Raw genomic sequence first — 12,841 nt, 5'->3', positions numbered from 1 at the left:
ATGCCGACCATCAATATGCTGCAGGCCATCAACCAGGCGCTGGACATCGCCATGGCCGAAGACGACAAGGTGCTGTGCTTCGGTGAGGACGTCGGGGGCTTCGGTGGCGTCTTCCGTGCGACCAGTCACCTTCAGGAAAAGTACGGCAAGGCGCGCTGCTTCAACACGCCATTGGTGGAGCAGGGCATCATCGGCTTCGCCAATGGGCTGGCGGCCCAGGGATCGGTGCCGGTGGCGGAGATCCAGTTCGCCGACTACATCTTTCCGGCCTTCGACCAGATCGTGAACGAGACCGCCAAGTTTCGCTACCGCTCCGGCGATCTGTTCAACGTCGGCGGGTTGACCATCCGCGCGCCCTACGGCGGTGGTATCTCCGGTGGCCTCTATCACTCCCAGTCGCCCGAGGCCTATTTCGCCCACACCCCGGGTCTCAAGATCGTGGTGCCGCGCAACCCCTACGAGGCCAAGGGCCTGTTGCTGGCCGCCATTCGTGACCCTGATCCCGTGCTGTTCTTCGAGCCGAAGCGCCTCTATCGCGCCTCCACTGGCGAGGTCCCGGAAGAGGATTACCAGCTCCCACTGGGAGAAGCCGAGGTGACCAAGGAAGGGGCCGATATCACGCTGCTGGGCTGGGGAGCTCAGATGGAGGTGATCGATCGGGCGGTGGAGATGGCAGAAAAGGACGGGGTGTCCTGCGAAGTGATCGATCTGCGCAGCATCCTGCCCTGGGACGAGGATACCGTCGTCGAGTCGGTGCTGAAGACAGGCCGCCTGGTCATCACCCACGAGGCGCCCCGTACAGGGGGCTTCGCCGGAGAAATCGCCGCTGCCATTCAGGAGCGCTGCTTTCTTTACCTGGAGTCGCCGATCCAACGGGTGACCGGCATCGATACACCTTTTCCGCTGACGCTGGAGAAGGAGTATCTGCCCGACCATCTGAAGATCTACGAGGCCATCAAGACCTCACTCCACTACTGAGACGGCGCCGGGAGCCAAGACATGACAGAGTTCAAGCTGCCTGACATCGGCGAGGGCATCGTCGAGTGTGAGGTGATGGAATGGAAGATTGCCGAGGGTGATACCATCGCCGAAGACCAGCCTGTGGTCGAGGTGATGACGGACAAGGCGCTGGTGGAAATCACCGCCCCGGAAGCCGGCGTCGTTACCAGGCTGCACGTGGCCAAGGGTGAAATGGCGCGAGTCCATGCGCCCTTGTTTGCCTATCGTGGCGAGCATCAGGGCGGCGATGGGCAGGGCGGAGAGGCCCAGGCAGAAAGCGAAGACAACACGCCGGTGCAGGCGGAGAGCGCCGCAGAGGCGCCTGTCCAGGAGCCGGCAGAGCCAGTAGAACCGCCGTCGAGCTCCAGCGAAAAGGGCGGTGCGGGGCGACGGGTAGACTTTATTCTGCCCGATATCGGTGAGGGCATCGTCGAGTGCGAGATCGTCGAATGGCACGTGGCCCAGGGTGACGAGATCAGCGAAGACCAGCGACTGGTCGATGTCATGACCGACAAGGCCATGGTCGAGATCACTGCGCCGGAGGACGGGGTCGTCGCCGAGCTGTATGTGGCCAAGGGCGAGATGGCCAAGGTCCATGCGCCGCTGTTTGCCTATCAGGTGGCGGGTGCCGCCGCTGGTGAAGCGCCGGCGGTCGAGGAGGCGTCGCCCCCGACCCCGACCCCAAAGAGTGACTCTCCCGTGCACAAGGCTGCGTCCGAGGGGGGCAAGGGCCCCTACGGCCGCATCCCGGCGAGCCCGGCGGTACGTCGACTGATCCGAGAACACCAGCTGCGACTCGAGGACATTCCCGGCAGCGGTCGCCAGGGCCGCGTGTTGAAGGAAGACGTGCTGAACTTTCTCGATGGCGCTCGACACAGCGGTGCCGCTTCCGCGGCCGATTCCGGGTCCGATTCCGGGTCCGATTCCGGGGCCGAGTCAGCAGGGGCGGGCTCTCCCGCCGGCACCGATGCAACAGCCCGCGACGAAGGAGAGGTGCGAGTGGAACCGCTGCGCGGGGTCCGGGCGGCCATGGCGCGCCAGATGGTGGCGGCAGCCAGCAGCGTGCCGCACTTCCAGTACGGTGAAGAGATCGACGTCACCGACCTGCTGGCCTTGCGCGGCCGGCTCAAGCCCCAGGCCGAAGCCAGGGACGTCAAGCTCACCCTGATGCCGTTTTTCATCAAGGCGCTGGCGCTGGCGATCGATGAACATCCCCTGGTCAATGCGCGTCTCAATGACGAGGCCACCGAAATCCACTATCCGCCCCACTGCAACGTGGGCATGGCGGTGGACGGCAAGGCCGGCTTGATGGTGCCCAATATCAAGGGCTGTGAGCGCCTGAGCCTGCTTGAGATCGCCGCCGAGGTGCAGCGCCTGACCGAGGCCGCGCGCGAAGGGCGGGTGGCTGCCAGCGACCTCAAGGGAGGCACGATCAGTATTTCCAACATCGGTGCCCTCGGCGGGACCTATGCCGCCCCCATCATCAATATCCCCGAGTCGGCGATCGTGGCCATCGGCAAGACCCAGTGGCTGCCACGCTTCGATGAGGCAGGGCAGGTCGTGCGGCGGGGCATCATGACGGTGACCTGGGCCGGTGATCATCGCTTGCTGGATGGCGGCACCATCGCGCGTTTCTGCAATGCCTGGAAAGGCTACCTCGAGGACCCTGAAAGCATGCTGCTTCACCTGTCCTGAACGATTGTGACGGCGTGCGCCCGAGGCGCCGCCGTGGCATCGTGTATCGGTGGAGGATACCGCCATGCCCCAGGCCCCGTTGCAGCAGTTCTACATCCCGGAAGATCAGTCGATCTACCTGCTCAGCCAGGACGACGCGCGCAAGCTCAAGGAGTGGGTCGCGCTGTGTCGTACCCAGCTCGAGCAGCTGGGCTATCGGCGCATCGAGCTGGTCGGCAAGGGCGCCTACGGTTTCGTGTTTGCCGGGGTCAGTCCCGACCAGCGCCATCACGTCTTCAAGTTCAGCCGGGTCACGTTGCCGCAGCACCTGCAGGATCGCCTCGAGGAAGAGGCCTTCATGCTCGAGCAGGTGGTGCATCCCCGTGTGCCGGCGCTGGTCGCCTATCAACGCGTGCGCCACCAGGCGATTCTGGTGATGGAGCGGGCCCCGGGGCTCAATCTGGAAGAGGTATCGCTGCGTCAGGGTCGGCTGTCACCACGGCTGGTGGTGCGTATCGCCACCCAACTGGCCGATATCCTGCGTGAGCTGAGGCGTGAAACCACCCCCGCCGGCGCCCCGAGAAAGCCGGTGGTCCATGGCGACATCAAACCGTCGAATCTGGTGTTTGACGCCCGCGACGAAACGGTGGCGCTGATCGACTGGGGGTCGTCGGTATTTGCACAGCTCGACGCACGGCTGCAGTTCGTCACCGCCAACGTGATGGAGCTGATGTCCGACAATCTGCAGCAGACCAATGCCAGGCTCGGGGACGTCTATTTCATCGGCGAGGACCAGCTTGGGGGCGCGCTGTCATCACCGCGCTTCGACGAGCAGGGTGTCGCCGGGACCCTCTACGCGCTGGCCTCGGCGCAGTCCTGCCGTTTTGGACATCGCGCCATCCCCGCCACCTCGCTGGGTCTGCCGATGGAGTTTGCCAGGACCCTGGACGGGATGCTCGATCCCGACCCCGAGGTGCGGTTGAGGGCCGGCGACCACTTCATTACCGAAATGCCGCGCCTGGGACGGTTGGTGATGCTCGATCTGCCGCGGCCCCAGGAAGTGGCACAGGTGCCGGTGTGGAGCCGCGCGCTGAGTCGCGAGATCGATACCGTGGTGTACAGCTCGCGCAAGGCATTTCTGAGGGAAGAGGGCGTGGAGGAGACGCTCAATGACGTCAACGATGTTCAGCTGGATCGCTACTATCGCAACTTCATGCAGGGCATGGGGGAGACCGAAAAGGCCTTTCTGGCCGCCGTCAGCCGGCTGGGCAAGTACCCGGTGGTCGGGGGGCTGGCGGTGCGCTGGGAGGCCGATGGCGTCTATATCGACTCGTCATTGAATCTGCACGATGCAGGGCTCAAGCGAGCCTTCGTGGCGGCGGTCAACAACATGGTGACCCTGGCGCGGGCGATCCATCGGCGGGGCATCTTCAAGAGCTGCCTGTTCAATGCCCGCGATACCCTGCACCTGGAGCGTACCAGTCCGGATCACCCCTTCGTGGTCGATCCGTCGCTGAAACTGTCCTATGAGGTCAGCGCGGTGCCGGAACTGGAGGATCGCTCCCGTCTGCACAGCTATTTTGAGGACGGTCCCGACCCTGAGGAATTGCTGGTCCTGCCGGAGGCGATCATCACCTCGTTGCAGGCGCTCAATGATATCCACCACACCGGCATGATCATCTTCGAGGTGCTGCCGTCGCATCTCAAGATTCACCACCACTATCGGCTGCTCGACCCTTCAAGGGAGCAGGAATTCCATGACTGTCTCGAGGACATCGTCGATGCGGTGAAGCTGATCGAGGGACTAGGTATCTCAGGCTTCATGAAGATGCCTTACAAGGACACGCGGTTCTTTCCCCACGTGGCACGCCAGCCGGAACGCTACTATCCTCGCGATCCCAGAGCGGCGCTGGCAAGAGCGATGTCCGAGCAGCCGGTCGGGGGGGAGTCAGAAGCGCTGCGAGAAGGTCTGCACCAGGCGCAGCGCTAGACAGCCGTTCGACGCGCTCTCGCTGTTGACCCTCCCCGCGCGCTGTTCCCCTTTCGATGATGGCGGGAGGGGGCGGCGAGTCGTCAGGCGCCGAGCCCGCTTTCGCGCAGCAGTTGATCGATGGAGCGCTCCGCACGCTGGCTGCCGGCGCCCTCGTGGGCCAGCTCGGCTTCGAGGATTTCGGCGCCTTCGCTGACCAGACGTTCGATCAGTGCAGCCTTCGACAGGCCGGTCTTTTCGGCCAGGAAATCCAGGCGTGCCTCCAGGTCCCGCGAGAATCTGAGTAGATGGGGCATGGTATTCCTCCGGTGGCAACGCGTACGGCTATCAGATTTATGAAAAGTCTAGGTGTTACGGGTGACAGTCCGGTGACAATCCCGGGCCCTGTCTAGACGGTGCCCGCGCCCATCGAGGTTCAGGACCAGGCACGGTGCACTTTCAAGTGTGCAGCTATCCGTCTGGCGCTGTCGCTCTCCCTTGGGGAGTAGCTCACTGCGCGCCGAGGCGGGAGTGTGGCCCTTCTTTGAGCGCAGGTGAGCGCAGGCCAACTGCCTTGCTCAAGCGTAAGCGCCGTCATGGTGACTCAATCCAGGCCGCGCCGGGCCATCACTTCGGTGATGATCGGTACCGGCGTCATCAGATGGTCACGCATCATGCGCCGGGCCTTGCCGGCGTCCCGACTCAATACCGCCTCGGTCAGTGCCGCATGTTCGTCACGCTTGACCGCCAGGGCCTCGCTGGAAAACACCGTCTCGCGAAGCCACAGGTGACGGTAGCGCTCGACCTGGTCGAACAGGGTGTCGCGCACCTGCATCAGATGAGGCGAGTTGCAACCGGCCACGATGGCACTGTGGTAGGCCTTGTGGCGACTGTCCCAGATATCGAGCAGCTCCTCGGAGGAGCTGACGCTTTCGACCTTGGCCAGGGTGTGCGCGGTAGCGATGATATCGGCTTCCCAGCGATCGTCACCGCGTTGGATGGCCAACTCCAGCATCAGCCCCTCGAGCTGGGCGCGGGCATCGTACAGATCCTCGAGCTCCGCCAGCGACATGGGGGCCACCCGATAACCGCGTTGACTGATGGCTACCACCAGGCGGTCGGCAACCAGCTGGGACAGGGCTTCGCGCAGCGGCCCCACGCCCAGGTCGTAGCGTTCTTTCAGCCTTGCCATCAACAGCTTTTCGCCCGGGGCGAAGACACCACGAATGATGTCCTGCTTGAGCCAGCGGTAAGCGCTGATGGCGAGGTTCTGCTTGGGTGAGTCTTCCATCTCGTGGCCCGTCCATGAATCACCGGGCCATCTTACCGCAATGCCGACAATGTCGATATTCTCCTAAGGCATCGGTCGGCACCCAGATGTGTCGATGGCAGCAGGTCCGGCTTTCCTATCTGCGGCAACGATGGCACGAGGCGGGCCCTTCGACCCGCAAGAGCGACGCGGCTCCGGCCTCGCCTGGTGGTTGTCGGGCAGCTACCGAGCAGATACCGGGCATCGTCCGGCGAGGCGAGTCGGGTGGATCAGTCCCGGGTGCGTCGAAGCTCCGTCCAGGCGGCATAGGTACTCAGGAACACGCGGCCGGTCAATTCATCGAGAAAGTCGGAATGCTTCAGCCGGTCCATCACCGGCCCCTTGACCTCGGCCAGGTGTAGGGTGACGCGAGAGTCCTTCAGACGGGCATTGATCGCGTCCAGGCTTTCCAGCGCCGAGGCGTCGATCAGATTCACTGCAGAGCAGATAAGTACCACGTCGCTCAGCTCGGGGCGCTGGGCCACCAGTGTATAGAGGGTGTCTTCGAGATAGCGGGCGTTGGCGAAATAGAGGCTTTCGTCGACCCGGAACAGGGCGAGATGGCTGACGGTCTCGACTTGATGCCGGGTGATCGAGCGGAAGTGCTCACTGCCAGGGATGCGACCGACGATGGCGCTGTGGGGGCGACTGGTACGGTACAGGAAAAGCGCAATCGAGAGACCTACCCCGGCGATGATGCCGGCTTCGACGCCCTCCACCAGCGTCAGCAGCATGGTCACCGCCAGGGCCGAGAAGTCGCTGCGGGAGTAGCGCCAGGTCTGGCGAATCAGCGGGATATCCACCAGCGTCAGTATGGCCACGGTGATGGTGGCGGCGAGGGTGGCGATCGGAAGATGTTCCAGCAGGGGAGTGAGCGCCAGGGTCACCACACCGATACCGATGGCGGCAAACAGACCGGCCATGGGGGTGCGTGCACCAGACTGCTGATTGATCACGGTGCGCGACAGTCCGCCGGTGACTGGCATGCCGGCGGTGACAGCAGCGGCCAGGTTGGCGCCGCCGAGTCCGATCAACTCCTGATTGGGGGAGACGCGCTCGCGGCGCTTTGCGGCCAGCATCTGGGCCATCGAGATGGACTCGACAAAGCCCACCACACTGATCAATAGCGCCGGCACCAGCAGCGCGTGCCACAGGCCCAGCTCGAATGTCGGCAGACCGAAGGCTGGCAGGCCGGCGGGGATCTGCCCCACGGTCGCAACCCCCCTGGAGGCAAGATCCCATCGCCAGCTTATCAGCGTGGTGATGACCACCGCCGCCACGGGACCTGCGCGTACCAGCATGCTGGCAGGCCCCCTGGGCAGGCCCAGTGCCGTCAGAGCGTGTTGCCCATAGCGGCGGGTCGCCCACAGGAAAAGCAGGGTCGAGGCGCCCATCGCCAGGGTCGTCAGGTTAGTCTGGTCGAGGTGGGATAGCTGGCTGTAGATCAGTGCCAGGGCGGTATAGCCACCGGCCTCGATGCCCAGCAGGTGAGATAGCTGACTGATGGCGATCAGCAGTCCCGAGGCCGAGAGAAAGCCACCGATGACCGGGTGGCTGAGAAAGTTGGCGAAAAAGCCCAGGCGCAGCATGCCCATGGCGGTCAGCATCAGTCCCGACAGCAGTGCCAGCACCAGCGCCGCCTCGACGTACGCGGCGCTACCGGGAGTGGCCACCTTGGTCAGAGCGGCGCCAGTCATCAGAGCGATGATCGCCACCGGGCCCACCGCCAGCGACCGGCTGGTGCCCAGCATGGCGTAGACCACCGCCGGTAGCAGACTGGCATAGAGTCCGACCACGGCAGGCAGACCCGCCAGAATGGCGTAGGCCAGCGACTGGGGGATCACCATGACGGTGACGATGATACCCGCCAGCAGATCGCCCCCCAGCAGACGCGGCGTATAGTGTGGCAACCAGGCAAGAATCGGGAGGTAACGCTTGATCATGGAAATACCGACGTCCTAGTCAGGGTATTGGGGGGCCTGGCGCAGGCGCTTGCCGAGAAACCTCTAGCCTAGCCGAAAGCGGTGAGCGAGTAGAGTCTTGTCAGCGCAGGCTCCTGGTGCGCTGCATGAAATTCAGGTCCAGATGACGTTTCAGACGGCTGGCCAGTCGTCCGCCCCACCAGGCGTTTCCGTAGAGCGCCAGGGCTTCGCCGTGGCCGAGATTGACGATGGACAAGGCCCGCGCAGGCGGGCGGTAAGAGGCCAGTGGCGCCTGCGGGTCCAGCGATGCGACCAGGTTCCGGGCCAGTACGGGGCCCTGACGAACCCCGTGGACGCCCAGCCGTGGCAAGGGATGGTCGATCAGTGCAGCACAGTCTCCGCTGGCAAAGACGCCGTCGGTCCCCTGGACCTTCAGCGACGGGTCGATGGCGATGCCGCGACCATCGATCGTCGGCAGGCCGAACCTCTCGAGTCCTCGCGGAGGACCCAGCCCAGTGGCGTCGACGATGTCAGACGCCGGCAGCTGTCGGTCATGGTGGCTGTCGACGACAAGGATTCCGCGACGCTCCAGGGCTGCCAACAGGTAGCGTCGGGCTCGCACGGGCGCTTCTGGCAAGGGGCCCGAGCCGCGATGTCGCAGGCGAATGGTCAGAGCACCAGCGGCGACCTGGTGGCGGCGGCCGAGCGCTTCGATGGCGCAGGCGATCTCGACCCCGCTGGCGCCGGCACCGAGAATCTCGACACTCACCGACTCTCGGCACTGAAACCGACGCTCGAGGCTGCGCCGCAGGCGCACCAGATGGGGGATGGGCTTGATCTGCCAGTGTGTCTGCTTGTCGCCTGGTAGCGAGGCTGCGCTATCGCCGCTGGCGGCATCATCGCTCGATCGCAACACAGGAGCAGAGCCCAGATTCAGCCCCAGTCGATCAAACGCCAGAGAAGTCCCGTTGGACAGCAGCGCCTGGCGCACGTCGGTGCTCAGCGCACAAAGACGCGCCCTGACCAGTGCAACCCCTCGCCCATGACAGAGCGTCGCAGGATCGATCCTGTCGGTCGCAGGTGAATGGTCGCCGGCCAGCACGCCGCTGGCCAGGCCCGAGTACCAGAAGGCGCCGGGGTCGACCAGGGTGACATCGAAGCGCGACAGCAAGGAGCTCTGGTGCAGTAGATGCAGGTGGGCGTGGCCTGCCCCGATCAGCAGCAGCCGTGGCTTGCTGCCGATAGCGGTAGGGCGGGATCGCGCGGTGGTCGAGGACATGGGCGGCCGTCATCCTGAAAGCGAGTAGCGATCATCCCGGCTGACATGCGCGAGGTCAAAGACGGTGCGCGCTGGACCTAACCCTATCTTCATTCCATCGCTACCTCCAAAGGGAGCGCGAGGGGAACATCGGTGGCTTCTAGGCTTCATCTACGGGGCGAGACAGCACTTGATCGAACGTCGCCAGCAGACGCTCCCGTGGGAGCCTTACTCATGCACATCCTGCTCGGGCCGTGCCCTCTCCCGTGGTTGAGGTCACTGCTACTGGTGAGACTCAGGAGACTTGTGCCGACCACCCTTGGCCTGGTGGCCATGGTCGCTTCTGCGATGCTATCGGGTGATGAACTGGACGAGTCGCAGGGTGCTTCACTGACACTGTTGACCTCTTACCACCAGGGGTACCGGTGGAATGACGATGTGGTCAGCAGTGTCGAGGCGCGTTTTCGTCACGAAGCCAGCGCAGACCGACAACTGCTGGTGGAGTATGTCGATGCGCTGCGACTGGCGCGGCCGCTGGCCCATGAGGCCCTGCTCCAGCGATTGACCGCCAGCACCTTGAATGAAAGCGGCAGTCTGATCATTGCCGATGACCCCGCCATGGCCTTCTATCTGGAGTATCGTGACGAGCTCCCCTGGCCGCGCAAGGTGGTGGCACTGGGACTCAATGATGACCGCTTCAGGGAACAGGCCCAGGCGCTTGGAGTGAAACTGCTCAAGTCCTACCCGGTCATGGCGCAGTCGCTCAATATGCTGGTGGAAACCTTTGGCTCACCGGTGCCTTTGATGCTGCTGGCCGAAGACTCCGAACACGCCTTCAATGTCGTCGATGACATGGTGGAGGTGATCGGCAGTGTCGCCGATGTGACCCTGGTCGATGTGGTCACTGGCTGGACCCCGGAAGAGGTGATCGAGCGATTGTCCCGAAGCCCGCCGGGTACTCGACTGTACATGCAAGGGGGGCAGGACTCCGGTTGGTCCGAAGGGGCGGGAAGTACCGCCCATCGACTGGAAGCGCTGGCCGCCCAGGGCTATCCGGTGTTCTGCCATTTCGAATTCCAGATGGCGATAGGCTGTGCCGGCGGGGCGATTCTCGATGTCGACTTCCTTGCCCACGCCGCCGTGGAACTGGCGCTGACGCCAGCCTTTGACCTGGTACCGGCCAGTTCCTCGGTGATGGCCCAGCGTCACCTGATCGATGCCCGCTGGTACCGTCTGTTCGAAGGCCATGACAACCTCCCGTTCCAGTGGATCGGCGTTCGCGGACGGCTGGAGCAGGTCGCGCGGGAGTATCGTCAGGCGTTGTACGGGGTGTCGGTGGTGGCGGTTGGCTCGCTGCTGGGCGTGGGGGCCTTGCTGGTGGCGCGCAACAGGTCACGACGTCTTCGTCGCAAGTTGATGGTCGATCAGCGCTTTGGTCTGCCTACCAGGCTGGCGTTGGTAAGCGACTATCGAGGCAGTCGATGCGAGGAGGTGGAGTGGCTGTTTGTGCTGGTCTCACCCGAACTCAGGAGCTATCGCAGGCGCTTTGGCAGCGGCAGTCTCGAGGGTCTTCTACGGATCAGTATCGATGTCTTCAAGGCACATCTGCCCAAGGGCTGGCGGCTGTATCTGGGGGGCGAAGAGCAGCTGATCGGCATGGTCCCTGCCCAGGCCCACGGGCCCGACGTGGAATCCCAGCTCGATAGCTACCTGGCCCTGGTGGGGCAGTTTCAGCAACGCGACAGCGCACGGGTCCTGCGCTGGCATGCCAGTGTGGTGGTGGTGCCCGGACACTCCACGGACCTGAACAACTGTCTGGCTTCGCTGGAAGAGGGGGTGCAGCGGCTGGAAAGCGAAGGTTGGGTACGTCCGGTGCTCAGGGTGACCGCGGCGGGTCCCTATCACGAGACTCAGCTGCGTTGGCTGTGTCGGCAGGTCAGTCTGCTGATCGAGAATCCCGGCAATCAATGGCGTCTGGTGGCCCAACCCAAGATGGCGCCCTCGAGCAGAACCCTGGTCGGCGCCGAGGTGTTGATCCGCTGGTGTCATCCCGACGCGGGCAATATTCCGCCACCGGAGTTTCTTCCGGTCATTCTGATGCTCGGCCTGGCGGAGCGTTTCGATCGTTGGGTGATCGGCCGCACCCTCGACTGGCTGATGGAACTGCGAGGCGCGGCCTGGCTCGGTACCGTCTCGGTCAATGTCCACCTTTCGACGCTCGTGGCCGATGACTTCCCCGATTTCATGGTGACCGAACTGGCGCGACGTCGGCTGCCTCCACGCTGCCTGGCACTCGAACTGGTGGAGCACGAGCATGTCGATGACGTCGAGCGGGTTCAGCGACAGATGAGGCGGCTCCACGAACGCGGTATTGGCGTCGCCCTGGACGACTTCGGTAGCGGCTACACGGCCTTCAACCTGCTTCAGCGCCTGCCCTTGGCGGCGATCAAGCTGGATTATTCATTACTTCACGCCGCGCGGCGTTTCGATCAGGCGCGTCAGGCTTATGCGGCGCTGGTGGGACTCTGCCATCGCATGGAACTGACGGTGGTGGCGGAAGGCGTCGAGACCGTCGAGGACGCAAGTTGGCTGATCACCCTGGGGGTCCAGGAAGGGCAGGGCTACTTCTTTGCGCCACCGATGGAGCTGGAGGATCTGGTCGCGGTCTATGGCGAGAAGCCAGCGGGCCCGATGCCGACGACGGTACTGCGTCAGGTGGGCACTCGGCGCTGCTGACGCAGGCTCGACCAGGAGTAGAGCGCCAGCGCGATCCAGATCAGCACGAAGGTAGTAAGCTGCTCGACCGCCAGGGGCTCATTGAACACCCACAACGCAATCAGAAACTGCAGTGTCGGATTGATGTACATCAGAAATCCCAGAGTACCGAGGGTCAGCCGGCGCGCAGCGCCGGCAAAGGCCAGCAGCGGCAGGGCCGTCAGCACCCCGGACGCCATCAGCAGCGCGGCGCTGTAGGGGGCGGTGAAGAATAGCGCCCCGTCGAAGTGGCTGGCCGGAAGCTGTTGTATCAGCAGCAGCGCCAGTGGAAGGAGCAGCAGCGTTTCGATGAACAGGCCCGACAGCCCGTCTAGCGCAAGCTGCTTGCGCAGCAGTCCGTAAGTGCCGAAGGACACCGCCAGGCACAAGCTCAGCCAGGGCAAGGTGCCCAACTGGAATAGCTGCAGCACGATGGCACCGAGGGCAAGGCCAATGGCCAGGCGCTGCGTCGGCGCGACGCGTTCCTTGAGCACCACCACGCCCAGCGCCACGTTGACCAGCGGTGTCATGAAATAGCCCAGGCTCGCCTGCAGCACCCGGTGAGTCTCTACCGAGTAGATATAAAGGCCCCAGTTGGCACCGATGAGCAGAGCGCAGGCGAGCGCCGGCAGCAGTTGTCGAGGTGCCTGGCGAATATTGGCGATGACCGACCAGCGCTTGAGCAGACTGATGACCAGTGCCAGAAACAGGCACGACCAGATGACACGATGGGCGAGTATCTCGAGTGCACCTACGCCGTCGAACAATGCGAAGAAAAGGGGGAATCCACCCCAGGTGCCATAAGCCAGCAGCGCAAAGGCGACGCCCTGGGCCGAGGGTGTGGAGAGTCCTTTCATGCCGCGAATTCCCGTTCAGAGTTGGTGCCGAAGTTGGTGTCGACGTTGGTATCGATGTTGATAGCGAAGGTTGAGCTGATCGCCGCGTCGCGTCAGGCC

At 63.9% G+C, this 12,841-nt stretch carries 9 protein-coding genes; 4 read left to right on the top strand and 5 right to left on the bottom strand.

Annotated features, from left to right (window positions below; genetic code table 11):
- The 3 genes from C9F12_RS14865 to C9F12_RS14855 all read left to right on the top strand — a co-directional run bounded on the left by C9F12_RS14865 (position 1) and on the right by C9F12_RS14855 (position 4,663).
- Complete coding sequence (locus C9F12_RS14865) at positions 1 to 978, top strand: transketolase C-terminal domain-containing protein (RefSeq protein WP_108449397.1); 978 nt, start codon at positions 1 to 3, stop codon at positions 976 to 978.
- Between the two features lie 21 nt (positions 979 to 999).
- The gene (locus C9F12_RS14860; protein ID WP_108449396.1) at positions 1,000 to 2,694 is read left to right on the top strand and encodes a dihydrolipoyllysine-residue acetyltransferase; all 1,695 of its coding nucleotides are present in this window, start codon (positions 1,000 to 1,002) and stop codon (positions 2,692 to 2,694) included.
- A 64-nt stretch (positions 2,695 to 2,758) separates the two neighbouring features.
- Positions 2,759 to 4,663 (top strand): protein kinase, encoded by a 1,905-nt coding sequence (locus C9F12_RS14855; RefSeq protein WP_108449395.1) that lies wholly within the window; start codon positions 2,759 to 2,761, stop codon positions 4,661 to 4,663.
- An 83-nt stretch (positions 4,664 to 4,746) separates the two neighbouring features.
- Here the strand turns inward: C9F12_RS14855 and C9F12_RS14850 are convergent, their stop codons facing one another.
- The 4 genes from C9F12_RS14850 to C9F12_RS14835 all read right to left on the bottom strand — a co-directional run bounded on the left by C9F12_RS14850 (position 4,747) and on the right by C9F12_RS14835 (position 9,152).
- Positions 4,747 to 4,959, bottom strand: coding sequence for a ribbon-helix-helix protein, CopG family (locus C9F12_RS14850; RefSeq protein WP_108449394.1), 213 nt, complete (start codon positions 4,957 to 4,959; stop codon positions 4,747 to 4,749).
- Between the two features lie 287 nt (positions 4,960 to 5,246).
- Positions 5,247 to 5,933, bottom strand: a complete 687-nt coding sequence (gene csiR, locus C9F12_RS14845; protein WP_108449393.1) for a DNA-binding transcriptional regulator CsiR — start codon at positions 5,931 to 5,933, stop codon at positions 5,247 to 5,249.
- Between the two features lie 248 nt (positions 5,934 to 6,181).
- Positions 6,182 to 7,894, bottom strand: coding sequence for a sulfate permease (gene sulP / locus C9F12_RS14840; RefSeq protein ID WP_108449392.1), 1,713 nt, complete (start codon positions 7,892 to 7,894; stop codon positions 6,182 to 6,184).
- A gap of 100 nt (positions 7,895 to 7,994) precedes the next feature.
- Complete coding sequence (locus C9F12_RS14835) at positions 7,995 to 9,152, bottom strand: FAD-dependent oxidoreductase (protein WP_108449391.1); 1,158 nt, start codon at positions 9,150 to 9,152, stop codon at positions 7,995 to 7,997.
- A 285-nt stretch (positions 9,153 to 9,437) separates the two neighbouring features.
- On the opposite strand from C9F12_RS14835, the gene C9F12_RS14830 reads away from it, so the two are divergent.
- Positions 9,438 to 11,867 (top strand): EAL domain-containing protein, encoded by a 2,430-nt coding sequence (locus C9F12_RS14830; RefSeq protein WP_162816498.1) that lies wholly within the window; start codon positions 9,438 to 9,440, stop codon positions 11,865 to 11,867.
- Here the strand turns inward: C9F12_RS14830 and rarD are convergent.
- Positions 11,843 to 12,742: an EamA family transporter RarD gene (rarD, locus tag C9F12_RS14825; protein ID WP_108449389.1), complete on the bottom strand. Its 900-nt coding sequence runs from the start codon at positions 12,740 to 12,742 to the stop codon at positions 11,843 to 11,845. The genes C9F12_RS14830 and rarD overlap by 25 nt on opposite strands.
- Between the last annotated feature and the right edge of the window lie 99 nt (positions 12,743 to 12,841).

This window comes from Halomonas sp. BN3-1 (assembly GCF_003056325.1).
GTDB classification, from domain to species: domain Bacteria; phylum Pseudomonadota; class Gammaproteobacteria; order Pseudomonadales; family Halomonadaceae; genus Halomonas; species Halomonas litopenaei.
Note: the sequence above shows the minus strand (reverse complement) of the source record. Positions and strands in the feature narration are given on the sequence as shown.